The sequence below is a fragment of the Bosea sp. 685 genome, assembly GCF_031884435.1.
Classification (GTDB): domain Bacteria; phylum Pseudomonadota; class Alphaproteobacteria; order Rhizobiales; family Beijerinckiaceae; genus Allobosea.
In genome coordinates this window covers 357,396-379,298 of record NZ_CP134779.1, presented here as the reverse complement: position 1 = coordinate 379,298, position 21,903 = coordinate 357,396, and the positions used below count along the sequence as shown (strand labels likewise).

General features: G+C 64.9%; 21 protein-coding genes. 7 read left to right on the top strand and 14 right to left on the bottom strand.

Annotated features, from left to right (window positions below; all coding sequences use genetic code 11):
- Entirely contained in the window at positions 1-978 is a 978-nt protein-coding gene (locus RMR04_RS02895; RefSeq protein ID WP_311912878.1) for an SPFH domain-containing protein, read from the bottom strand.
- A gap of 148 nt (positions 979-1,126) precedes the next feature.
- Between RMR04_RS02895 and RMR04_RS02890 the strand changes: the two genes are divergently transcribed.
- Complete coding sequence (locus RMR04_RS02890) at positions 1,127-1,399, top strand: hypothetical protein (protein ID WP_311912877.1); 273 nt, start codon at positions 1,127-1,129, stop codon at positions 1,397-1,399.
- Between the two features lie 283 nt (positions 1,400-1,682).
- Here RMR04_RS02890 and secA read toward each other — a convergent pair whose 3' ends face one another.
- Positions 1,683-4,460 (bottom strand): preprotein translocase subunit SecA, encoded by a 2,778-nt coding sequence (gene secA / locus RMR04_RS02885; protein ID WP_311912873.1) that lies wholly within the window; start codon positions 4,458-4,460, stop codon positions 1,683-1,685.
- Positions 4,461-4,836: 376 nt separating this feature from the next.
- On the opposite strand from secA, the gene RMR04_RS02880 reads away from it, so the two are divergent.
- Positions 4,837-5,685: a peptidylprolyl isomerase gene (locus RMR04_RS02880; protein WP_311912871.1), complete on the top strand. Its 849-nt coding sequence runs from the start codon at positions 4,837-4,839 to the stop codon at positions 5,683-5,685.
- 91 nt (positions 5,686-5,776) lie between these two features.
- Here RMR04_RS02880 and RMR04_RS02875 read toward each other — a convergent pair whose 3' ends face one another.
- Positions 5,777-6,031: a BrnA antitoxin family protein gene (locus RMR04_RS02875; RefSeq protein ID WP_311912869.1), complete on the bottom strand. Its 255-nt coding sequence runs from the start codon at positions 6,029-6,031 to the stop codon at positions 5,777-5,779.
- Positions 6,006-6,275: a BrnT family toxin gene (locus RMR04_RS02870; RefSeq protein WP_311912867.1), complete on the bottom strand. Its 270-nt coding sequence runs from the start codon at positions 6,273-6,275 to the stop codon at positions 6,006-6,008. Before RMR04_RS02870 ends, RMR04_RS02875 begins: the two co-directional genes overlap by 26 nt.
- A gap of 119 nt (positions 6,276-6,394) precedes the next feature.
- Here RMR04_RS02870 and argJ point away from each other — a divergent pair, with 119 nt between their 5' ends.
- Positions 6,395-7,645, top strand: a complete 1,251-nt coding sequence (gene argJ, locus RMR04_RS02865; RefSeq protein WP_311912865.1) for a bifunctional glutamate N-acetyltransferase/amino-acid acetyltransferase ArgJ — start codon at positions 6,395-6,397, stop codon at positions 7,643-7,645.
- A 177-nt stretch (positions 7,646-7,822) separates the two neighbouring features.
- Positions 7,823-8,275 (top strand): 8-oxo-dGTP diphosphatase MutT, encoded by a 453-nt coding sequence (mutT, locus tag RMR04_RS02860; RefSeq protein WP_311912863.1) that lies wholly within the window; start codon positions 7,823-7,825, stop codon positions 8,273-8,275.
- Between the two features lie 277 nt (positions 8,276-8,552).
- On the opposite strand, the gene RMR04_RS02855 is transcribed toward mutT, so the two are convergent.
- The 10 genes from RMR04_RS02855 to RMR04_RS02810 all read right to left on the bottom strand — a co-directional run bounded on the left by RMR04_RS02855 (position 8,553) and on the right by RMR04_RS02810 (position 18,087).
- Positions 8,553-9,779, bottom strand: coding sequence for a winged helix-turn-helix domain-containing protein (locus RMR04_RS02855; RefSeq protein WP_311912862.1), 1,227 nt, complete (start codon positions 9,777-9,779; stop codon positions 8,553-8,555).
- A 372-nt stretch (positions 9,780-10,151) separates the two neighbouring features.
- Positions 10,152-10,577 (bottom strand): GNAT family acetyltransferase, encoded by a 426-nt coding sequence (locus RMR04_RS02850; RefSeq protein ID WP_311912860.1) that lies wholly within the window; start codon positions 10,575-10,577, stop codon positions 10,152-10,154.
- A gap of 184 nt (positions 10,578-10,761) precedes the next feature.
- On the bottom strand, positions 10,762-11,034 hold the full coding sequence (locus RMR04_RS02845; RefSeq protein ID WP_311912858.1) for a hypothetical protein: 273 nt from the start codon (positions 11,032-11,034) through the stop codon (positions 10,762-10,764).
- A 9-nt stretch (positions 11,035-11,043) separates the two neighbouring features.
- Positions 11,044-12,054, bottom strand: a complete 1,011-nt coding sequence (locus RMR04_RS02840; protein WP_311912857.1) for a WD40 repeat domain-containing protein — start codon at positions 12,052-12,054, stop codon at positions 11,044-11,046.
- A gap of 172 nt (positions 12,055-12,226) precedes the next feature.
- The gene (locus RMR04_RS02835; RefSeq protein WP_092175024.1) at positions 12,227-13,189 is read right to left on the bottom strand and encodes a CobW family GTP-binding protein; all 963 of its coding nucleotides are present in this window, start codon (positions 13,187-13,189) and stop codon (positions 12,227-12,229) included.
- Positions 13,190-13,385: 196 nt separating this feature from the next.
- Entirely contained in the window at positions 13,386-14,330 is a 945-nt protein-coding gene (locus RMR04_RS02830; RefSeq protein ID WP_311912856.1) for a metal ABC transporter substrate-binding protein, read from the bottom strand.
- Between the two features lie 37 nt (positions 14,331-14,367).
- Positions 14,368-15,249 carry a metal ABC transporter permease gene (locus tag RMR04_RS02825; RefSeq protein WP_311912854.1) on the bottom strand — a complete coding sequence of 294 codons (882 nt, stop codon included), beginning with the start codon at positions 15,247-15,249 and terminating at the stop codon, positions 14,368-14,370.
- A gap of 15 nt (positions 15,250-15,264) precedes the next feature.
- The gene (gene aztA, locus RMR04_RS02820) at positions 15,265-15,999 is read right to left on the bottom strand and encodes a zinc ABC transporter ATP-binding protein AztA (protein WP_311912853.1); all 735 of its coding nucleotides are present in this window, start codon (positions 15,997-15,999) and stop codon (positions 15,265-15,267) included.
- Positions 16,000-16,016: 17 nt separating this feature from the next.
- Positions 16,017-16,163, bottom strand: a complete 147-nt coding sequence (locus RMR04_RS02815; protein WP_311912852.1) for a hypothetical protein — start codon at positions 16,161-16,163, stop codon at positions 16,017-16,019.
- Positions 16,164-16,467: 304 nt separating this feature from the next.
- Positions 16,468-18,087: an OpgD/OpgG family glucan biosynthesis protein gene (locus RMR04_RS02810; protein ID WP_311912851.1), complete on the bottom strand. Its 1,620-nt coding sequence runs from the start codon at positions 18,085-18,087 to the stop codon at positions 16,468-16,470.
- A 274-nt stretch (positions 18,088-18,361) separates the two neighbouring features.
- On the opposite strand from RMR04_RS02810, the gene RMR04_RS02805 reads away from it, so the two are divergent.
- The 3 genes from RMR04_RS02805 to RMR04_RS02795 all read left to right on the top strand — a co-directional run bounded on the left by RMR04_RS02805 (position 18,362) and on the right by RMR04_RS02795 (position 21,871).
- Positions 18,362-19,330, top strand: coding sequence for a TAXI family TRAP transporter solute-binding subunit (locus tag RMR04_RS02805; RefSeq protein WP_311912850.1), 969 nt, complete (start codon positions 18,362-18,364; stop codon positions 19,328-19,330).
- A 157-nt stretch (positions 19,331-19,487) separates the two neighbouring features.
- Entirely contained in the window at positions 19,488-21,626 is a 2,139-nt protein-coding gene (locus RMR04_RS02800; protein ID WP_311912849.1) for a TRAP transporter permease, read from the top strand.
- A complete protein-coding gene (locus tag RMR04_RS02795) occupies positions 21,623-21,871 on the top strand; it encodes a DUF1850 domain-containing protein (protein WP_311912848.1) in 249 nt (82 codons plus the stop codon). Before RMR04_RS02800 ends, RMR04_RS02795 begins: the two co-directional genes overlap by 4 nt.
- The last annotated feature ends 32 nt before the right edge of the window (positions 21,872-21,903 follow it).

Below are 21,903 nucleotides of genomic sequence, written 5' to 3'. Positions count from 1 at the left end.
TCACCCGCTCGTGCGGCCGGACGGCGGAACCGAGCCGACGCGGCGCGTCGCGACCGCCTCCTCGCCGAAGACCGCGCGGGTCAGCTGCGCGATGCCACCGACCGTGCCTGCGAGCGCGGCCGCCTCGATCGGCACGATCACCACCTTGCTGTTATGCGAGGAGGCGATCGCCTTCAGCGCATCGGTATAGCGCTCGGCGATGAGGAAGTTCGCCGCCTGGATATCGCCCTTGCTGATCGCTTCCGAAATCATCGCGGTCGCCGCCGCCTCGGCCTGCGCCGAACGCTCGCGCGCCTCGGCGTCGCGGAAGGCTGCTTCCTTGCGGCCCTCGGCGGCGAGGATCTGCGACTGCTTCTGGCCCTCGGCCTTGAGGATCTCGGACTGCCTCAGCCCTTCCGCCTCGAGCACGGCGGCGCGCTTCTCGCGCTCCGCCTTCATCTGCCGGTTCATCGCGCCGGCGATGTCGGCCGGCGGCAGGATGTCGCGGATCTCGATGCGCGTGACCTTGACGCCCCAGGGCGAGGCCGCGGCGTCCATGACGCGCAGCAAGCGCTCATTGATCTCGTCGCGATGCGAGAGCAGCTGGTCGAGGTCCATCGAGCCGACCACGGTGCGGATATTGGTCATGGTCAGGATCATCAGCGCCTGGCCGAGCGAGGAGACCTCGTAACTGGCCTTGGCGGCGTCGAGCACCTGGTAGAAGGCGGCAGCGTCGATGCGCACGCCGGCATTGTCCTTGGTGATCGCCTCCTGCGAGGGAATGTCGAGCACCTGCTCCATGACATTCACCTTATGCCCGACCCGGTCGAAATAAGGCACGATCAGCCCGAGCCCCGCACCGAGCGTGCGCGAATAGCGGCCAAAACGCTCGATCGTGTAATTATAGCCCTGCGGAACAGTGCGCACGCCGAGCGCGATCGTCAGGATGACGAGCGCCACCAGTACCACGACGACGATGTCGAAACCGTTGAACACCATCCCGTCAGCCCTCCCTAGGCAGTGCGCGCATTTCGCGTCGCGGCCAACAACCTGACGATTGCGACGGGTTGATGCAAGGGCGCCTACGCTAGAGGCTGATCAGCCAACCCGGAGCGTGCTATTTTTGGCCGAAACCGGAGGAACCGAAATGAGACGTTCCCTGTTCCTGGTTTTGCTCTTGCTGGCTGGCTGCGACGACAGCCCCGGCGAATGGGCCGCGATCGTCTATCCCGATCAGACCAACCGCGCCAAATTCGACGTGACGGCGCGCTTCAAGACATTCAGCTACTGCCGCGACGCCGCGATCGAGCGGATGAAGCTGCTTCAGACCAGCCGGGGCGGCGATTACGAATGCGGCTTCAGATGCCAGCTCTCCGGCGATCCTCATAGGATGAACATCTGCGAGGAGAAGCGGAAATGACCGCTGGCGTTTCCGAAGGCCGAGAATGACGCGACGCCTTCTTCCCTTCTCCCACCCATCTCGGGCGTGCCCGAGATGGGCAACAAAGTGTCAAAGTCGGCAACAGCCGACTTTGATGCGGGAGAAGGTGGCGCGCAGCGCCGGATGAGGGGGCGCCGTGCCCCGTCCGGTTGGCGTCGCTTTCAGGCCAGATGGTGGGCTCACAGCGCCCCCTCATCCGTCTCGGCTGCGCCGAGCCACCTTCTCCCGCGAGGGCAGAAGGAGTTCCAGCGCCTTTACCGCCTCACACGAACTGGCCGTGGCAGTGCTTGTACTTCTTGCCGGAGCCGCAGGGGCAGGCCTCGTTGCGGCCGACCTTGCCCCAGCTCGCCGGGTCGGTCGGGTTGCGGTCGAGCACGGCCGTGTCGGCGTCGGTTGCGGCGTATTGCAGGCCCGTGCTGCCGTAATCGCCACCGAAGCCGGAACCGGCTTCATCCTGCGGCGGCAAGCTGCCCGGCTCTTCCGGCGCGTCGAAACGCACCTCGATGCGCATCAGATTGCCGGTGACCTGTTCGCGCAGGCGGTCGGTCAGCGAGTCGTACAGCTCGAAGGCCTCCTGCTTGTACTCGTTCAGCGGATCGCGCTGGGCATAGCCGCGCCAGCCGATGACCTGGCGGAGATGGTCGAGCGTGACGAGGTGCTCGCGCCAGAGATGGTCGAGCGTCTGCAGCAGCACCTGCTTCTCGACATAGGTCATCACCTCTTCGGTGTTGCGCTCGATACGGGCCGCGTAATCCTCGTCGGCGATCTTGCGGATGCGCTCGCGCAATTCGGTGTCGGCGATGCCCTCTTCCTTTGCCCAATCCTCGATCGGCAGATCGAGATTGAGGAACTGCATCACGCCTTCCTTGAGCGCGGCGGTGTCCCACTGCTCGGGATAGGCCTCCTCGGGGATATGACGGCTGACGAGATCCTCGGCGACGCCCTGGCGCATGTCGTCGATGGTTTCGCGCACCGTCGGCTGGCGCATGAAGTCGCGGCGCTGCTCGAACACGACCTTGCGCTGGGAGTTCATGACGTCATCGTATTTCAGGATGTTCTTGCGGACGTCGAAGTTGCGCGCCTCGACCTTGCCCTGCGCCTTCTCGACCGCCTTGTTGATCCAGGGATGGACGATCGCCTCGTCCTCCTTGAGGCCGAGCTTCTGCAGCATGCCGTCCATCCGGTCGGAGCCGAAGATGCGCATCAGGTCGTCCTGCAGCGACAGGAAGAATTTTGACCGGCCCGGATCGCCCTGGCGGCCGGCGCGGCCACGCAGCTGGTTGTCGATGCGGCGGCTCTCATGGCGCTCGGTGCCGACGATGTAGAGCCCGCCCGCCTTGATCACGCGCTGCTTGAAGTCGATCACCTCGGCGCGGATGCGGTTCGCCTCGGCCTCCCGCTCCGGCCCCTCCGCCATGCCGGCGAGATCATGGTTGATGCGCATCTCGGCATTGCCGCCGAGCTGGATATCGGTGCCGCGGCCGGCCATGTTGGTGGCGATGGTGATGGCGCCGGGCACGCCGGCCTGCGCCACGATATAGGCCTCCAGCTCGTGGAAGCGGGCGTTCAGCACGGCAAAGGCGTTCGAGGGCTTGCCGGCGCGGGCGGCGGCGTAGATCGGCTCCAGCCCGCTGGGGTCGCTGAAATCGATCTGCTTGAAGCCTTCCTTCGCCAGCATCTCGGCAACGAGTTCCGAGCGCTCGATCGAAGTCGTGCCGACCAGCATGGGCTGGCCGCTCTCCTGCGCCGCCTTGATCTCGCGGATGACGCCGCGGACCTTCTCCTCGAAGGTGCGGTAGACCTCGTCATCCTCGTCCTTGCGGGCGACCGGGACATTGGTTGGAATCTCGACCACTTCGAGCTTGTAGATCTCGAAGAATTCGTCGGCCTCGGTCGAGGCCGTGCCGGTCATGCCGGCGAGCTTGGAATAGAGCCGGAAATAATTCTGGAAGGTGATCGAGGCCAGCGTCGCGTTCTCGGGCTGGACGGTGACGTGCTCCTTGGCTTCGAGCGCCTGGTGCAGGCCTTCCGAATAGCGCCGGCCCGGCATCATGCGGCCGGTGAACTCGTCGATGATGACGACCTCGTCATTGCGGACGATGTAGTCCTTGTCGCGCTGGAACAGCGAATGCGCCCGCAGGCCCTGGTTGACGTGGTGGACCAGAGTGACGTTCTGGGCGTCGTAGAGATCGCCCTCCTTCAGCAGGTCGGCCTCGCGCAGCAGTTCCTCAATATGCTCGTTGCCGGCTTCCGTCAGCGAGACCGCGCGCTGCTTCTCGTCGACCTCGAAATCCCCGGCCACCAGGCCCGGCAGGATCTTGTCGATCGCGACATAGAGATCGGACTTGTCGTCGAGCGGGCCCGAAATGATCAGCGGCGTGCGCGCCTCGTCGACCAGGATCGAGTCGACCTCGTCGACGATCGCGAAATGGTGGCCGCGCTGGGACATCTGCGCGACCTCGTATTTCATGTTGTCGCGCAGATAGTCGAAGCCGAATTCGTTGTTGGTGCCGTAGGTGATGTCGCTGGCATAGGCGCGCTGGCGCTCTTCATCGTCGATGCCGTGGACGATGATGCCGACGGAAAGGCCGAGGAAGTTGTAGAGCTTGGCCATCCATTCCGCGTCGCGGCGAGCGAGGTAGTCATTGACCGTGACGACATGCACGCCCTTGCCTTCGAGCGCGTTGAGATAGGTCGGCAGGGTCGCGACCAGCGTCTTGCCTTCACCGGTCTTCATCTCGGCGATGGCACCCTCATGCAGCACCATGCCGCCGATGAGCTGGACGTCATAGGGCCGCTGGCCGAGCACGCGCTTGGCCGCCTCGCGCACCGTGGCGAAGGCCGGCACCAAGAGATCGTCGAGCTTTGCACCATCGGCGAGCTGCTGGCGGAACTCGGCGGTGCGCGCCTGCAGGGCCTCGTCGCTGAGCGCGGCGATCTCGTTTTCGAGCGCATTGATCGCCGCGACACGAGGGCCATAGCCCTTGACCCGCCGATCATTCGACGAGCCGAAGAGTTTCTTTGCGAGCGCGCCAAGCATTGTTGGGCCTTTCGATAGTGCAGCTTTCGCCTTGCGTCCGCGGTGACCCGCGCGCGGGCGAAAGCCCGATAATTCTCAATTCGACCGCGTGTTTAGACGCGTGCGGGGGCGGGGTCCAGCACCGCTTTGCACCAAGTGCGAGCCTTGTTTGCAGCAAGCACGAGCCTTGGCCGGCGGCGGAATTCGCAACCGATGTGGGGTTTTTGTCGCGTAGTTCCAAGGGAGCCGCGCTATCGAACAGCGCAAGCCGCGCAAAGGCCGGCAAAGCATCGCGCCATGGAGGCTTTAAACCGCGCAGCTGCCTTGCCTTTGCCGCGTTCAACTGGCAGTGCAGCGCAAATGACCGGTTTTTGCTGCTTGCTGAAGGTTTGACCCGATGACGCTGTCACGTCTCGCCATGATGTCTCTCGGTTTCGTGCTCGCCGCGACGCCTGCCGCGCTGGCTCAAGCCGATAAGATCGTGGCCAAGGTCAACGGCATCGCCATCACCGAACGCGACGTCGCGCTGGCGACGGAAGATCTCGGCGAGCGGCTCGCGCAGGTTCCTGAGGAGCGCAAGCGCGACGAGGTGGTGAATTATCTCGTCGACCTCAAGCTCGGCGCCAAGGCCGCCACCGACGCCAAGGTCGCCGAAGGCCCCGATTTCGCCGCCCGCCTCGCCTATAACCGCGACAAGGTGCTGCTCGACGAATATCTCCAGCGCGAGGCCAAGAAGGCCGCAACCCCGGAGGCCGCCAAGAAGCTGTTCGACGACACCGTCAAGGCGCTGCCGCCCGAGGAGGAGATCCACGCGCGCCATATCCTGGTCGAGGACGAGGCCCAGGCCAAGACGGCCGCAGAGCGCGTCAAGAAGGGCGAGGATTTCGCCAAGGTCGCAGCCGAGCTCTCCAAGGATCCCGGCTCCGGCAAGGAAGGCGGCGATCTCGGCTGGTTCAGCAAGGAGCGCATGGTGCCCGAATTCGCCGAGGCCGCCTTCAAGCTCCAGAAGGGCCAGATCTCCGACCCGGTGAAGAGCCAGTTCGGCTGGCATGTCATCAAGCTCGAAGACCGCCGCACCAAGCCGACGCCGGATTTCGCCGCCGTCAAGCCGCAGATCGATCAGTATCTCGAGCGCAAGGCTCAGCAGGACATCGTGCTGGCGCTGCGCGAGAAAGCCAAGGTCGAGCGGCTGGACCAGCCGGCCGCTGCCACGCCTGCTCCTGCGGCCGAGCCGAAGAAGCCCTGACGAACGAAAAACCTGATGAGATTGCCCGAGGGCGGAGCCAACAGCTCCCCCTTTCTTTTTGCGCAGCCCGCGACAGGTGCCCCCGCCTCGATCAGACGGCTTTCTTAAGCGCCTCGTTGATCCGGGTCTGCCAACCCTTTCCGGTCCTCCGGAACCGCTCGATCACGTCGAGATCAAGCCGCAACGTGACCTGAACCTTGGTCGGAGCAATCTGTGCTCCACGCTGCTTCGTGTTTGGAAAAGCCGCCAGGATTTCGGGAGGGAGGCCAGAGGCCGGGCGGGCCGTCCGAAAATCCTCTTCCGTCCATTCGGGATTGTCGTCATCGAAAACGATCTTGCGGGACATGACGTCTGATCTCCTTGTCTCTCGCTCGACGGAGGCTGATGGCACGGATGCGCCCTTCACGCTGGACGAAGGCCAGGCAGTAGGCCCGCTCGTCGATCAATCCCCAGGCGCGATAGCGCGTTTCCCCGGCGAAGCGGTCGTCAGCCTGGAACCCGAGGATCTCGAGGTCGACTGCCCGCGCCAACGAAATGCCGTGCTTTGCAACATTCACGCTGTCCTTGGCCGGGTCGAACTCGATCTCCATGCCGTAATGTAACTACAATTTGCCTTGCCGCAAGAGCGCATACCGGCTTATCGGCCATCCTTCTTGTTTTCGTCATCGGCCTGCGGCACATGGGCTTCCTCGATCTGGAGGTGCTTTTCATGGCTGGCAAGGATGTCCCCGTTTCCCCGCTCGCGCCCAAGCGCCAGCCCAAGGTCCCGGCCGTGCCGGGCGTGCGCTTCGCGACCGCCGAGGCGGGTATCCGCTACAAGGGCCGCACCGATGTCGTGCTGATGCTGCTCGACCAGGGCACGCAGGCCGCGGGCGTCTTCACCCGCTCGAAATGCCCCTCCGCCCCGGTCGACTGGTGCCGCGAGAATCTGGCGCAGGGCTCGGCCCGCGCGATCGTCGTCAACTCCGGCAACGCCAACGCTTTCACCGGGCTCAAAGGCCGCGACTCGGTCAAGCTCACCGCCGAGATCGCCGCGAAGGCTGCCGGCTGCAAGCCCTCGGAAGTCTTCATCGCCTCAACCGGCGTGATCGGCGAGCCGCTCGACGCCACCAAATTCGAGGGTGTCTTGAGCGATTGCGCCAAGCGCGCCGCGGATGGCCCCTGGATCGACGCCGCCCGGGCGATCATGACCACCGACACCTTCCCCAAGGCGCTCTCGCGCAAGGCCAAGATCGACGGCAAGGAGGTCGTGCTGGCCGGCATCGCCAAGGGCGCCGGCATGATCGCGCCCGACATGGCGACGATGCTCTCCTTCGTCTTCACCGACGCCCCCATAGCAGCGCCCGTCTTGCAGGCGCTGCTCTCCAAGGGCGTGAAGGGCTCGTTCAATGCGGTCACGGTCGATAGCGACACCTCGACCTCCGACACGCTGATGCTGTTTGCCACCGGCAAGGCGGCCGAGCGTGGCGTGCCCACAATCACCCAGGTCAACGATGCCCGCCTCTCCGGCTTCAAGCGCGCGCTGAATTCGCTGCTGCTCGAGCTCGCCCATCTCGTCTGCAAGGATGGCGAGGGCGCGCGCAAATTCGTCGAGGTCCGCGTCGTGGGGGCGACCTCCGCGCGCTCGGCCAAGCGGGTCGCGCTCTCGATCGCCAATTCGCCTCTGGTCAAGACCGCGATCGCCGGCGAGGACGCCAATTGGGGCCGCATCGTCATGGCCGTCGGCAAGGCCGGCGAGCCCGCCGATCGCGACAAGCTCGACATCTCCTTCGGCGAGATCATGGTTGCCCGGCAGGGCGCGCGCGCCCCGTCCTATGACGAGCAGGCGGTCTCCGCCTACATGACCGGCGAGCACATCGTCATCACCACCGATCTCGGATTGGGCCGGGGCAAGTCCACGGTCTGGACATGCGACCTGACCAAGGCCTATGTCGAGATCAATGGCGACTATCGCTCCTGAGTGAAGCGGGCGTTCACCCGGCCCTCAGTCGGAGGCCGCTTCGCCTTCGAAAACGTCGCGCCGGGCGAGTATTTCGTTCGCACCAGATGATCCGCGGCGACGAGACCATCTGGGGCGACGAGACCTGGCTCTTCCGCGAGGGCGGCGCGGCCTATGACATTGTCACCGTGACGGGTAATGGAGAAGGACTCGTCCACGTCATCCTCTCCGGACATCGACACCCGCGTGAAACTCCTCCTCGTCGTCGCCTGCGCCCTGATCGATTCCGACAACCGCGTCCTTGTCGCGCAACGCCCTGAAGGCAAGGCGCTGGCGGACCTCTGGGAGTTCCCCGGCGGCAAGCTGGAGGCCGGCGAACGGCCCGAACCCGCGCTGATCCGCGAACTCTCGGAAGAGCTCGGCATCACCGTGAAGGAGGCTTGCCTCGCGCCCCTGACCTTCGCCAGCTACGCCTATCCGGACTTCCACCTGCTGATGCCGCTCTATATCTGCCGGCGCTGGGAAGGCACGGCCATCTCGCGCGAGGGCCAGGCCCTGAAATGGCTCCGCGCCGGCAAGCTCAGCCAACTGGCGATGCCGCCCGCCGACGAACCCCTGATCCCGCATCTGATCGACCTGCTGGGGGCTTGAGGCCTCTCTCTCACGAGCCCATCTCCTGTCGCCCCTGGAATGGGCCGCCTATTCTCGGAACCACACTGTCATCCCGGGGCGACCCGTAGGGTCGAGCCGGAACCCAGAACCGCAGGTGGCGACGACATAGGCGCGGCTGATGACGGCGCCCGTTTCCCGGCTCCATCGGTTCTGGATTCCGGACTCTACGCGGAGTTTATCCTTGGGGCGACCATAGCTCGGACCCGGGGGCGTAGCCCCGGAATGACGGCGCGGCTCCGAGCATAAGCAGCGTGCTCTAGGCGCGAAGCGCGGCGAAGCTCTCCTCTTCGGGCAGCACCTCTGCGAAGGCTGGCTCGCTCTCGCTGTCGCGCGCGAGCTGGAACCGCTCGAAGCGCGCGAGCTCAACTTCGATCGCAGCCTTCGCCGCCGGCGTCTCCTCTCCTGCAAGCCAGCTCCATTGCTGGATCAGGAGCTTGCCCGCTGCGCGGTCGGTCTTCAGGTCGAGCACCGCGACGATGCGGTCTCCGAGCAGGACCGGCAGGGCGAAATAGCCATAGACCCGCTTCTCCCGGGGCAAATAGGCCTCGAACAGATGCTGGTAGCCGAAGATCAGGTTCAGGCGCTTGCGCTGGATGATCAGGGGATCGAAGGGCGAGAGGATGTGGACCAGCCCGGCCTCTGCGGGCACAGCCGCCTCCAGCACCTCGGGACTTGCCCAATGCGGCGCCTTCTCGGCGCCCTCGATCCGTACCGGCACGAGCTCCTTGCGCCTGACCCGCCCCGCGATCAACTCGGCCACGGCCTTTTTGGCCGGCGCATCGAGATGGCAGATCGAATCGAGGCTGACCACGCCCTGCGCCCGCAGTGCCCGGTCGAGCTTATAGGCGACGACCTGGCGCTCGCTTGCGGGAGTGGGCTTCTTCTCCCAGCCGAAATGCCGGTCGATCAGTTCATAGGTCTTGAGCATGCCGGCGCGCGCCGAGATGACGAGCTCACCATCGTAGAAGGCGCGCTCCAGCAAGCCCTTGGACGGCTTCTTGCTCGCCCAGAGATGGGCCTTCTCGACCAATACGTCGGTGTCGATATCGCGGATGGTGAGCGCGCCCTCCTTGCGGATGCGCCGCAGCAGCTTGCGCGCCTCCTCGGGCGAGCCGACGGCCGACCAACGCTTGGGCTCCTCGCGATGCGCCTTCATCGCGCCGAGGAAGAAGCGGATATCCGCAGTCGGGACATAGGAGAGCGCATGCGTCCAGTACTCAAAGACGCTCTTATCCAGCGATTGCGCCTGCGCGAGATCGGAGCGGCGATAGGCCGGGATGCGGCTGTAGAGAATGTGGTGGTGGCAGCGCTCGATCACGTTGATCGTGTCGATCTGGACATAGCCGAGATGCGCGACCGCGGCTCGCGTCGCCTCCGGCCCGGCGCCGAAAGGCTCCGGCTCGTCCAGGCGCTGGGCGTGCAGCCAGATCCGGCGGAGCTGCGCGGCGGAAAGGACGAGCGGTGATTCGGGACGTCTGGCCATGATGCGCAAAGGCTAGCCGCGTTTCGCCCCGCTGTAGAGCCGTCGCGGCCACCTCTGCTGACAGGCCGCGTCAGCGCCGGAACATCGGCCCGGCAAGTGGAAGCCGGTTCTCAGAGGCCGATCTGAAATGAATCGAGCGATATTAATTACTTACGATCTCTTTTTATCACCCGCGCCGTCATCCTGGACAAGCCGCGCAGCGGCACAGCTCCGGGATCCCTCGTAGAGCTCCGGAGCCCTCCGATGGATCCCGGGACGAAGCTTCGCTTCGCCCAGGATGACGGCGCGTAGGTGATCAAGGCAGAGCCTCTGAAATCATTGGCTTCATTTCAGGTCAGCCTCTCAGGACAAGCCGACGCAAAAACTGAAAGCCTACGGCGCAATCACCTTCTGGAAGCAGCTCGACTTCGTGTCAGCATAGCCGAGATGCTCGTAGAAGCGCTTGACCTTGTCGTTGTCGCCGCGAACCAGCAATTGCAGCTTCCAGACGCCGCGCCCGACCAGCCAGGATTCGGCGGCCGCCATCATCGCCCGGCCGAGGCCGCCTCCCTGCATCGTGGGATCGGCGGCGACGTAATAGACCCAGCCGCGATGCCCGTCCTCGCCGACCATGACGCTGGCTGCGACGCGACCCTCGATCTCGGCGACGAGGACGGTCGAATGCGCCTCGCGCCGGGCGAAAGCGATGTCGCGCAGCGGATCGTTCCAGGGTTTTGCGACGCCCGCCGCATGCCAGAGCGCGACCACAGCATCGATATCGGCGTCAGTGATCTCGCGGATCAGGGGTGTGAGATTCATCGTCGGTATTCCAGGCGGGAGACAAGCCACCTCGCCTCGCACGCCATGCGCCTGCACGTCTAAAGCGTTTTCGAGCGAAGTGGATATCGGTTCGCGTGAAGAAAACGCGTTAAAACAAAGATCTAGAGCAATTGAACGATCCAATCGGATCGGAAATTGCCCTAGTGCGCCGCTGCGATTGCCCTCAGCCGGCCAGGGCGGCGGCGAGCATGTCCCGAGTCACCTCGGCCATGGCACTCTGCAGCTTGAACGCCCTCGTTTTCTTGCCGGGGTTCATCACCAGGATCACCGTCTCGGTGCCCGGGCAGGCCGGGTCAGCGCAGAGGATTTCGTTGACCGCGATCACGGCATCTTCGGCCAAGCCGAGCAGGTCGCGGATATCGGCCTTGATTCGCGTCGCGGCCTCAGAAGCCACGGCCTTGTCCGCAGCACCTTTCCCGAACAGGCCAAAGCGCATCCCGGGCCCTCAGCCGGCTGGCAAGGTGAGCACGCCGGCGACACCGTCCTCGGTCCCGAAGGCCAGGCGCTTGCCAAGCTTGTCCCAGGCGAAGGCGGTGACGCCGCTGCCCTTGATCGCAGGCCGCACCAGGAGCTCGGAGGCGTCAGTCAAGCGGATCATCAGGATACAGCCATCGTCATAGCCGACGGCCAGCACCAGAGCCCTGGGATGGAAGGCCACGCGCGTGACCTTGGCGTGGCGCGCGCCGCATTCGCGCGGCGCCTTACCGGTCGGCCCTTCCCCCTGGAACGGCCAGACGATCGCGGCGTCAGCGCCCGACGAGGCGAGCCAGAGCCCGTCATGCGACCAGGACAGCGAACGCGGCTTGGCCGGGTAGCCCGTCATGCGCATATGCGTCGGCTTGTCGCCCAGCCGCCAGCCATGCAGCGCGTTCTCCTGCATCGAGGAGACGACGAAGCGGCCATCGGGCGACCAGATCACATCGAGATGCGAGCCCTTCCACTCCAGGAATTCGGGCTTGGCCTCGGTGTTGGGATACCACAGCGAGACACCGTTCATCTGGGCGACGGCGAGACGGTAGCCCTTCGGCGCGAAGACCAGCCCCTGCGGCGTCGTGACGAAATCGAGCGATTTGACCCGGCCTTTGTCGTCGCGGGAATGCACGGTCTTGCCGGTGTTCCAGGCGAGGCTGCCGCTGCCAGACAGCGTCACCGCATCGATCCAGCGATGCTTGGGATCGCGCGCGATCTCGGTCGGTTCGCCCTCAGTCCCGGTCGCGACGACGCGCCCGTCATCGCCGCCGGTGATCAGTCGTTCGCCATCCGTGCAGGCGCTGAGGATGCCGCCGGCATGAGGTTCGACGCTCTCGGCCTCGCCATCGCGCCAGCGCAACACGCGCCCGTCGGCAAGCGCGAGCACCAGCGTCGATTTGAGCCAATGGGCCGCGACGACATGCGCCCCGGCTTCAATGGGGACGACATGTTCGCGCAGCGAAACGGGTTTGGTGATCGTATCCATGAGCAACGCTTTAGCTTCGACCGCGTGTTTCGCAAACCCTGTCATTCCGGGGCGACCCGCAGGGTCGAACCCGGAACCCACGGCTGGGTGAAACGCTATCAACCGGCGGACGGGCTCGCCCGGTCATAGGTTCCGGGCTCATCGCTGCGCGATGCCCCGGAATGACATCAGATCACGCCGCGCAGGCCAAGAATCCCTTGCGCAACTCGCTCTCGTCGAGATCGCGGCCGATGAAGACGAGGCGGGAATTGCGCGTCTCATCCGCCTTCCAATCGCGCTGCAGATCGCCATCGAGGATCATATGGACGCCCTGGAAGACGAAGCGGCGCGGCTCGTCCTTGAAGGCGAGAATGCCCTTGGAGCGCAGGATGTTGGGTCCTTGCGCCTGGCTGATGTCGTTGATCCAGGGCATGAACTTGTCGGGGTCGACATCGCCGGGGATCGTGAACGACATCGAACGCACCTCGTCGGAATGGTGATGATGGTGCCCGGATTCGAGAAAATCCGGCTCGATGTCGAGGATGCGGTCGAGATCGAAGGCGTTGCGGTCGAGCAACTGGTCGATCGGCAGCTCGCAGCGCGTCGTCTTGTGCAGCTTGGCATAGGGGTTGATGGCGCGGATCGCGGCCTCGACCTCGGCCAGTTCCTCGGCCGAGACGAGATCGACCTTGTTGAGGATGATGACGTCGGCGAAGGCGATCTGGTTCTTCGCCTCGGGCGCATCCTTCAGCCGCTCGGTCAGCCATTTGGCGTCCGTCACGGTGACGACGGCGTCGAGCTTGGTCGCATCGCCGACATCCTGGTCGACGAAGAAGGTCTGCGCCACCGGGGCCGGATCGGCCAGGCCCGTGGTCTCGACGATGATCGCGTCGAACTTGCCCTTGCGCTTCATCAGGCCGTCGAGGATGCGGATCAGGTCGCCGCGCACGGTGCAGCAGATGCAACCGTTGTTCATCTCGAAGACTTCCTCATCGGCGCCGACGACGAGATCGCCATCGATGCCGGTCTCGCCGAACTCGTTGACGATCACGGCGAATTTCTTGCCGTGATCCTCGGTGAGGATGCGGTTGAGGAGCGTGGTCTTGCCGGCGCCCAGATAACCTGTGAGCACCGTGACGGGGATTTTCTCGGACATGGGTTCGACCTGGTTATTGAACGGACAAAGCCGGAGCGCTCGATATCCGCCCCGGCCTTGGAAACCTTCAGCCCTCATCCCGGGGAGCGATCCGCAAGGGTCGCGTCCCGAAGAATGCTCCAGCCCCTTTAGGACCATCCTTCGAGACGCCGCCTCGCGGCTCCCTGGGATGAGGGCTGAAGATGAGGACCGACGCTCAGGCCGGGCCGGCGCCGAGCGCCTTCTCGAACTGGCTTATATTGTGTTTCATCATCGCGATGTAAGTCCCGGCCGGGCCGGAGGCTTCCGAAAGCGCATCCGAATAGACCCGGCCGCCGATCTTGGCTCCGCTCTCCCTGGCGATCTGCTCGATCAGGCGCGGATTGGTGACGTTTTCGAGGAAGACCGCCGGAATCTTCTCGGCCTTCACCTGCCGGATGATGCGCCCGACATCCTTGGCCGAAGCCTCGGCCTCGGTCGAGACGCCCTGCGGCGCGATGAAGTCGATGCCATAGGCCTTGATGAAATAGCCGAAGGCGTCATGCGAGGTGATCGCCTTGCGCCGGTCGGACGGAATGCGCGCCACTGCCGCCTTGATCTCGCCGTCCAGCGCATCGAGCTTGGCGAGATAGGCCGTCGCATTGGCCTCATAGACGGCTTTTCCCGCCGGGTCGGCCACGCTCAGCGCGTCGCGGATATTGGCGATGTAGATCTTGGCGTTGGCGACATTCTGCCAGGCATGGGGGTCCTCGCGGCCGGCATGGTCGTGACCATGGGCCTCCTTCTTGCCGGGCTCCTCCTCGGCGGGCAGCGCCTGCGGCGTAATGCCCGTCGTCGCGACCGCGACCGTGCCCTTGGCGGCGGAGGATTTGATCAGGCGCGTCATCCAGCCCTCGAATTTGAAGCCGTTGACGACGATCAGCTTGGCGCCGGCCATGCTCTTGGCGTCGGCGGGCGTCGGCGAATAGACATGCGCATCGCCATTGGGCCCGACCAGCGTCGTCACCGAGACGCGCTCGGCCCCGATCTCCCTTACGAAATCGCCCAGGATCGAAAAGCTCGCGACGACCGGGAGCTTCTCCTGCGCCCGCGCCGCCAGCGGAGCGGCGGCGAGGATCAACCCGGCGGCAAGGCCCGCGACGAGTTCGCGACGATTCGGCATGGCTTCTCTCCAGTAAAATTGAAACACTATAACATTACTAGCGCTGGAGATGGGGTCGAGGCAAGAGCCGCCGCGCAAGGCCGCCCTGCGAGCCGATCAGGAGCGAGCCGAGATAAAGCGTCCCGGCGGCAAGGATAATGGCGGGGCCGGCGGGGAGATTGCTGCCCGCCGCATAGGAGACGACGAGCCCGGCATAGCCCGAGGCCATGCCGAAACCTGAGGCCAGCAGGATCAGGCGCGTGATGTCGGCGGTCCAGAACCGCGCGGCGGCCGCCGGCAGCATCATCATCCCGACCGCGAGCAAGGTGCCCAGCGCGTGGAAGCCGGCGACGAGATTGAGCACCACGAGCGCGAGAAAGGTCAGATGGACCCAGCCGCCGGAACGGCTGACCGAGCGCAGGAAGCCGGGGTCGACGCATTCCATCACCAGCGGGCGATACAGCGCCGCCAGTAGCAGCAGCGTCAGCGTCGTCACGCCGGCCAGCAGGACGAGCACGTCGTCATCCAGCGCCAGCACATTGCCGAACAGCACATGGAAGAGATCGATCGCCGAACCGCGCAGCGAGACGATGGTGACGCCGAGCGCGAGCGAAATCAGGTAGAAGGCCGCCAGCGACGCGTCCTCCTTCATCACCGTCACCCGCGCCACCGCGCCGGCCGCCAGCGCGACCGCAAACCCCGCGACGAGGCCGCCAAGCGTCATGGCCGACAGTGAGAAGCCGGCGACGAGATAGCCGATCGCAGCACCAGGCAGGATGGCATGCGCCATGGCGTCGCCAGTCAAGCTCATCCGCCGCAGCATCAGGAAGACGCCGATCGGCGCGGCTGCAACCGAGAGCGCAAAGATCCCAACCAGCGCACGGCGCATGAAGTCGAACTCGGCGAAGGGGCCGATGAAAAGGTCGTAGAGTTGCGTCATGGCTGCTGTGCCCGATCAGGCGGCGTCGCGCTCGCAAGGGGCGGCATGGCTGTCGAAGGCCTCGACCATCTGGCGCGCCTTCAGCAGATTGGCAGGCGTCAGCACCTCGGCCGTGGCGCCCCAGGCAACGGTCTCGCGCGCCAACAGCAGCGTCTGCGGAAAGGCGCGGCGGACCGTCTCGATATCGTGCAGCACAGCAACGACGGTGCGGCTCTCGCCATGCCAACGCTGCACCAGAGCGAGCAGATCCGACGTGGTACGCGCATCGATCGCGGTGAAAGGCTCATCGAGCAGGATGATGTCGGCGTCCTGCAGCAAAAGCCTAGCGAACAGCACGCGCTGCATCTGCCCGCCGGAGAGATTGCTGATCGGCCGACGCTCGAAGCCGGTGAGGCCGACGGCTGCGATCGCCTGCTCGATCCTGGCTTTCGCGCCAAAGCCGATGCGGCCGAAAATGCCCGCCGAGCCCCACAGGCCCATCGCGACGAGATCATAGACATGGATCGGGAAGGAGCGGTCGAGATCCGCCGATTGCGGCAGATAGGCAAGCCGCTTGCCCTTGGCCAACGTCAGCCCGCCATCGAGCGGCGTCAGCGCGCCGGCGATGCCCTTGAGCAAGGTCGACTTGCCGGCGCCATTGGGGCCGACGATCGCCGTCAGGCTGCCCTGGGCGATCTCTCCGCAAAGATGATGCACCGCCGGATGGCGGTCATAGCCGAGCGTCAGATCGTCCAAGCGGATAGCGGGCACGGGCTCAAACACTCTCTTCACATGATCACGGCGAGCGTCGCCGCCCAGACCAGCACGATCACGGCGACAGCCAGGCCAAGCCGCGCCACAGCCGATAGGCGCAGCAGCGACCAGCCCGGGTCCTCCGAGACGGCGCGACGGACATGGCTGTGCGATTGACTCATATGGAATGATATAATGTTACGCTCGACAGCGAGCAAGCGGAGTCTGTGGATGGCCCCGTTGCTTTACCGTCATGCGCGCCCTTGTGGCGAGCACCCACCTCTTGAACACCGCCCTCGAAAGGGAAGCGGTTAATGGTCGGGACAAGTGTTTGTTCTTGAGAGACAGCCCGACCATGACGGCAAAGTCAGGCTAGAGCATTTTCGAGCGAAGTGGACACCGGTTCGCGTGAAGAAAATGCGACAAAACAAGGTTATAGCATTTCCGCAATTCGAAGAAACGCGGAAATGCTATAAATCGCCGCCATCAGAACGGAAGATACTGATACAACCAAGTCTCGGTCAGCACCGTCTCGCCCGCCTTCATAAAGCAGCGCATCTCGACCGGCTCGTTGCCCTCGACCGTGAGGTCGAACTGCGCCCGCCAATGGCCCGGCACGTCATCGGGCACGGCTTCCGCGAAGACATAGGAGAACGTCCCGCGCGAGGCCGAGAGCACGACCTCAGGCTTGACGCCGAAGGGGATCGTCTCCAGCGCCGGCCCCAAAAACTCGACCATGAACTTGCGCACGCCCTTGGGCCGGACCGTGCCGGGCTGGCCGCCATTGCCGAGCCGGGTCGCCACGACCCGCCCGAGCGCCGGTGGGAAGGGCTCGTCGGCGAGCCAATGCAGCTTGTAGCGGAATTCGAAGGAGGCGCCGGCCTTGGCCGGAGCGGAGGGCACCCACATGGCGACGATGTTGTCGTGGATCTCGTCGTCGGTCGGGATCTCGATCAATTGGACCGCGCCCTTGCCCCAATCGCCCTGCGTCTCGACCCAGAGGCTCGGCCGGCGCTCATAGAACACGCCGTCGAGATAATGGCCGACCTCGCGGTCACGCTGCAGCAGGCCGAAACCGCGCGGATTCTCGTCCATGAAGGCCGAAGCCATGGTCCGGTGGGGATTGTTGAGTGGCCGCCAGGCGCGTTCGCCCGCGCCGGTCCAGAGTGCGAGCCCATCGGAATCATGCACTTCGGGCCGCCAGTCGACGGCGGTCGATTTGGCCGTCTCGGAGTACCAGTACATCGAGGTCAGCGGCGAAATGCACAGGCGCTCGATATCCTTGCGCAGATAGAGCGCCTTCTCGATCTCCATGGTGACGCCCTTGCCGCGATGCATGCGGAAACGATAGGCGCCGGCAACGCTCGGTCCCGAAAGCAGGGCATAGACCACGACATATTCAGCCCCGGGCTGAGGCGTCTCGAGCCAGACATGGGTGAAATCGGGGAATTCCTCCGGCTTGCCCGCAACAGCCGGATCGATCGCAAGCCCGCGCGCCGAGAGCCCGTATTGGTAGAGCTCGCCGATGGCGCGAAAATAGGATGCGCCCAGGAAGGCGACCCAGTCGTTCTTCTGCCAGTCGAGCTTCTCGCCCTTGCGGCCGGGATGGCCCGAGCGGCTTTCCTGGAAACGGAAACCGGCAAAGCCGGCTCCCGTCGGCAATTCACGCGCCGGGGAATCCGCCGGCATCTCGAAATAGCTCTCGTCATAGACGATCTCGCGCGCCTGGCCGGCATCGAGGACATGCATGCGCACCGGCTTCTGGAAGTAGCGGCCGAGATGGAAGAAGGTCACCGGCCAGGGCGAGGGACCGTTCGCCCACAGCGCCATTTCCGGCTTGAACTTGATCTTGCCATGCGCGTCGTAGTCGATCCGCTCCAGCACATCGGCTCGCGGTGACGGCGGGGCCTGATAGGGCCTGGATGCGAGATCGCGCGCCCGCGCCTTCAGCCCCTCGAAGCCGAACGCCTCCGCCACGCCGAGCTTCAGGCCCTGCTGCGCCAGCGCGGCTGGTGAAAAGCCGAGCGCAGCCAGCGTCGCGGTTGCGCTCGCCCCGGCAAGCAAGGTGCGGCGGTCGAGGGCGGGCGGTGAGGAGCGATCCTGCATGTCTGGCGAGGCTCTTTGGCTGTGCAATGGCATGGGTTATCCGGGCTAACCTGTCCCGCAGGCCAGAGCAACCGAGGAGAGGCCACTGGCGAGAAGGGGACAGCCGGAAAGGGGGAGGCCGTTTCAATGCACGCCAAAAATGGCGAAAGCATCACGCGATACCGACAAAAGTAGAAAGGCCCTGTGTTCCTTTGGCTTTCCTTTTGCGTTCGGCCTGACCTACAAAAGGATAAGCACGGCCGGCAAGGCCGGAAAAAATCGTCTGGGAGGACACATGAACCGCTTCATTCGCGGCCGAAGGCTTGCAGGCCTCGCCACCGCTGTTCTGCTCGCCGCCGCGCCGGTGACGGCCCGCGCCCAGGACTTCATCAACATCCTGACCGGCGGCACCTCGGGCGTTTATTATCCGATGGGCGTCGCGCTCTCGAAGATCTATGGCGATAAGATACCCAACGTCCGCCCGACCGTGCAGGCCACCAAGGCCTCGGTCGAGAATCTGGTCCTGCTCCAGCAGGGCCGCGGCGAGGTCGCCTTCACGCTGGGCGATTCCCTCGACGCCGCCTGGAAGGGCGATGAGGAAGCCGGCTTCAAGACTCCGCTCAAGAAATTGCGCGGCATCACCGCGATCTACCCGAACTACGTCCAGATCGTCGCCGCAAAGGATAGCGGCATCAAGACCCTCGCCGATCTCAAGGGCAAGCGCCTCTCCGTCGGCGCGCCGAAATCCGGCACCGAACTGAATGCTCGCGCCATCCTCGCCGCCGCCGGCATCACCTATAAGGATCTCGGCAAGATCGAGTATCTGCCCTTCGCCGAATCGGTCGAGCTGATGAAGAATCGCCAGCTCGACGCGACGCTGCAATCGGCCGGGCTCGGCGTCGCCTCGATCCGCGACCTCGCCGCTTCCGTCGAGATCGTCGTCGTCGAGGTGCCCAAGGCGGTGATCGACAAGGCCGGGGCGCCCTTCGTCAGCGCCCCCATCCCCGCCAACACCTATGGCGGCCAGACCAGCGATGTGAACACGGCTGCCGTCGTCAACTACCTCGTCACCCATGAAGGCGTGAAGGAGGAGACGGTCTACCAGATGACGAAAAACATCTTCGAGAATCTGGGCGAGATCGGCGCGGCGCATTCGGCCGGCAAATCGATCAAGCTCGAAAGCGCGCTGGAGGGCATGCCCGTGCCGCTCCACCCCGGCGCCGCGCGCTATCTCAGGGAAAAGGGCCTGAAGGTCGGCTCATAAAGCGCGTCATCCCGTGCGCGCTGCGGCACAAGGTGACGTGGCGCAGACACGGGACCGTAGGACGACGAGGCGCCTCTTTTCTGAATGCGGTCCCGCATCCGCGCAGCAGCACTGACGCGCCGCAGCGCGTGCGGGATGACACCGGCAGGACACCGCAATGACCGCCCAGACCGACCAGCTGCACGAACTCTCGGGCGCTCAGCCCGTCGAGATCGACAACCCGGCGCTCGACAATTTCGAGCACGGCTTTCCACCCGGCTTCGGCCCGGGACGCTGGGGCCTGCTCGCCTATGCGGTTGCCTTGATCTTCGCCTGTTTCCAGATCGCGATCTCGGCCTGGCATGTCCTGCCAAGCCAGGCGGTGCGCGGCATCCATGTCGGCTTCCTGCTGCTCCTGACCTTCGGCCTCGTCGCCAATTTCAAGGCAAAGTCCGAGACCGGGCGCTGGATCGGCTGGGCGCTGGGCGGGCTCGGCTTCTGGCTCGGACTCTACCAACTCGTCTTCTACCAGGACCTGATCCTGCGCGACGGCGACCCAACGACGATGGACCTCGTCACCGGCACCCTGCTGATCGTGCTCATCTTCGAGGCCGCGCGCCGGCTGATGGGCAATGCCTTGCCGATCATGTGCGGCGTCTGCCTGCTCTACTGGTTCTTCGGGCAGTACCTGCCCGCTCCTTTCAATCACCGCGGCTATGATTTCGACCAGATCGTCAGCCACCTCTCCTTCGGCACCGAGGGGTTCTACGGCGTGCCGATCTATGTCTCGGCGACCTATATCTTCCTGTTCATCGTCTTCGGCTCCTTCCTCGAGAAGGCCGGCATGATCCATCTCTTCAACGACGTCTCGCTCGGCCTCTTCGGCGGCGCTCGCGGCGGCCCGGCCAAGGTCGCCGTCTTCTCCTCGGGGTTGATGGGCACGATCTCTGGCTCGGGCGTCGCCAATGTCGTGACCGTCGGGCAGTTCACGATTCCCCTGATGATCAAGTTCGGCTATCGCCGCGCCTTTGCGGCAGGCGTCGAGGCCACTGCCTCGATGGGCGGGCAGATCATGCCGCCGGTGATGGGCGCCGCCGCCTTCATCATGGCCGAGACGCTGGGCGTCGAATATTCGGCGATCGTCCAGGCAGCCGCCATTCCCGCCGTGCTCTATTTCGCCTCGGCCTTCTGGATGGTGCATCTCGAAGCCGGCAAATACGGCCTGAAAGGCGTCGAGCGGCATTTGCTCCCGAGCCCGCTGAAGGCCCTGCGCGAGCGCTGGTATCTGGCCCTGCCGCTCGCCGTCCTGGTCTTCATGCTGTTCCACGGCTTCACGCCGCTGTTTGCCGGCACGATCGGGCTTGCGCTCACGGTCGGGCTCATCCTGGGCGCTGGCATCGCGCTGGGGCTGGCGACCACGACCCTGCGCGTGATCTTCTGGGTCGGGCTCGGCCTGATCTCGGCTGCCCTGTTCCGCGAGGGCATGGATGTCAGGATCGTCGCCGGATTGATCGCCTTGCTGATCGCTATCAACGCCTTGACCATGGGCGGGCGGGCGACATTGGCGACCTGCCGCAACGCGCTGGCCGACAGCGCCAAGACGGCGCTTCCCGTCGGTATCGCCTGCGCCATCGTCGGCACCATCATCGGCCTGATGACGCAGACCGGCATCGGCACCACCTTCGGCGCCTGGGTCATCGGGCTCGGCCAGACCAGCCTGTTCCTGGCGCTGGTCCTGACCATGGTGCTCTCGATCCTGCTCGGCACCGGTATCCCGACGATCCCGACCTATATCATCGTCGCGGCGCTGGCCGCCCCGGCCCTTGAAAAGCTCGGCGTGCCATTGATCGTGAGCCATATGTTCGCGTTCTATTACGGCATCATGGCCGACCTCTCGCCGCCGGTGGCGCTGGCGGCACTGGCCGCCGCGCCGATCGCCAAGGAGAACCCCGACAAGATCGGCTGGGAGGCGATGCGCGTCGCGCTGGCGGGCTATGTCATCCCCTTCATCGCGGTCTATTCGCCCGCTTTGATGCTGCAGCCCGGTGACCCACTGGCGAACATCATCGGCTTCTGGCCGGCGGTGGTCTATGCCGTGATCAAGGCCAGCGTCGCCATCGCACTCTTCGGCATGGTGGCCATCGGCTATCTCTTCGGCCGGCTGACCCTCATCGAGCGGCTCGTGGCCTTCATCGCCTCGGTCTTCATCCTGGGCGAGTTCGCTTATAGCGACCTGCTCGGCTACATCCTTGCCGCCGCCATGGTCGGGCGGCATTGGTGGCTCGCCCGCAATCAGCTCGCCGAGAGACCTGCATGAGCCTCTGCCTCGCAGCCGGCGCGCTCGTCATCGCGCTCGGCAGCGACGAGATCACGCTGAGCTGGCGGCATTCGGTGCAGAAGAGCGTGTGGGAAGAACTCTGGCGCAATGAGCCCGACGGCATGCGATTGATCGAGGCGCGCATCCAGGGTTCGGGCGCCGGCATGGACCCCCCGACGGCGCGAAGCTCATCGACGGCTTCTGGCGCTGGACGCCGAAGCTGCCCGTATTGCCGGAGGTCGTAATGCGGCGCTCGGGCGCCACCGCCGACTGGCGC

Coding starts and splice junctions, on each gene's coding strand:
- RMR04_RS02880 (WP_311912871.1), top strand. CDS start 4,837: ATGACGCTGTCACGTCTCGCCATGATGTCTCTCGGTTTCGTGCTCGCC.
- RMR04_RS02810 (WP_311912851.1), bottom strand. CDS start 18,087: ATGCAGGATCGCTCCTCACCGCCCGCCCTCGACCGCCGCACCTTGCTT.
- RMR04_RS02830 (WP_311912856.1), bottom strand. CDS start 14,330: ATGCCGAATCGTCGCGAACTCGTCGCGGGCCTTGCCGCCGGGTTGATC.
- argJ (WP_311912865.1), top strand. CDS start 6,395: ATGGCTGGCAAGGATGTCCCCGTTTCCCCGCTCGCGCCCAAGCGCCAG.
- RMR04_RS02855 (WP_311912862.1), bottom strand. CDS start 9,779: ATGGCCAGACGTCCCGAATCACCGCTCGTCCTTTCCGCCGCGCAGCTC.
- RMR04_RS02825 (WP_311912854.1), bottom strand. CDS start 15,249: ATGACGCAACTCTACGACCTTTTCATCGGCCCCTTCGCCGAGTTCGAC.
- RMR04_RS02800 (WP_311912849.1), top strand. CDS start 19,488: ATGACCGCCCAGACCGACCAGCTGCACGAACTCTCGGGCGCTCAGCCC.
- RMR04_RS02805 (WP_311912850.1), top strand. CDS start 18,362: ATGAACCGCTTCATTCGCGGCCGAAGGCTTGCAGGCCTCGCCACCGCT.
- RMR04_RS02840 (WP_311912857.1), bottom strand. CDS start 12,054: ATGGATACGATCACCAAACCCGTTTCGCTGCGCGAACATGTCGTCCCC.
- secA (WP_311912873.1), bottom strand. CDS start 4,460: ATGCTTGGCGCGCTCGCAAAGAAACTCTTCGGCTCGTCGAATGATCGG.
- RMR04_RS02850 (WP_311912860.1), bottom strand. CDS start 10,577: ATGAATCTCACACCCCTGATCCGCGAGATCACTGACGCCGATATCGAT.
- RMR04_RS02895 (WP_311912878.1), bottom strand. CDS start 978: ATGGTGTTCAACGGTTTCGACATCGTCGTCGTGGTACTGGTGGCGCTC.
- RMR04_RS02870 (WP_311912867.1), bottom strand. CDS start 6,275: ATGGAGATCGAGTTCGACCCGGCCAAGGACAGCGTGAATGTTGCAAAG.
- RMR04_RS02835 (WP_092175024.1), bottom strand. CDS start 13,189: ATGTCCGAGAAAATCCCCGTCACGGTGCTCACAGGTTATCTGGGCGCC.
- RMR04_RS02815 (WP_311912852.1), bottom strand. CDS start 16,163: ATGAGTCAATCGCACAGCCATGTCCGTCGCGCCGTCTCGGAGGACCCG.
- RMR04_RS02795 (WP_311912848.1), top strand. CDS start 21,623: ATGAGCCTCTGCCTCGCAGCCGGCGCGCTCGTCATCGCGCTCGGCAGC.
- RMR04_RS02845 (WP_311912858.1), bottom strand. CDS start 11,034: ATGCGCTTTGGCCTGTTCGGGAAAGGTGCTGCGGACAAGGCCGTGGCT.
- RMR04_RS02875 (WP_311912869.1), bottom strand. CDS start 6,031: ATGTCCCGCAAGATCGTTTTCGATGACGACAATCCCGAATGGACGGAA.
- RMR04_RS02890 (WP_311912877.1), top strand. CDS start 1,127: ATGAGACGTTCCCTGTTCCTGGTTTTGCTCTTGCTGGCTGGCTGCGAC.
- mutT (WP_311912863.1), top strand. CDS start 7,823: ATGGAGAAGGACTCGTCCACGTCATCCTCTCCGGACATCGACACCCGC.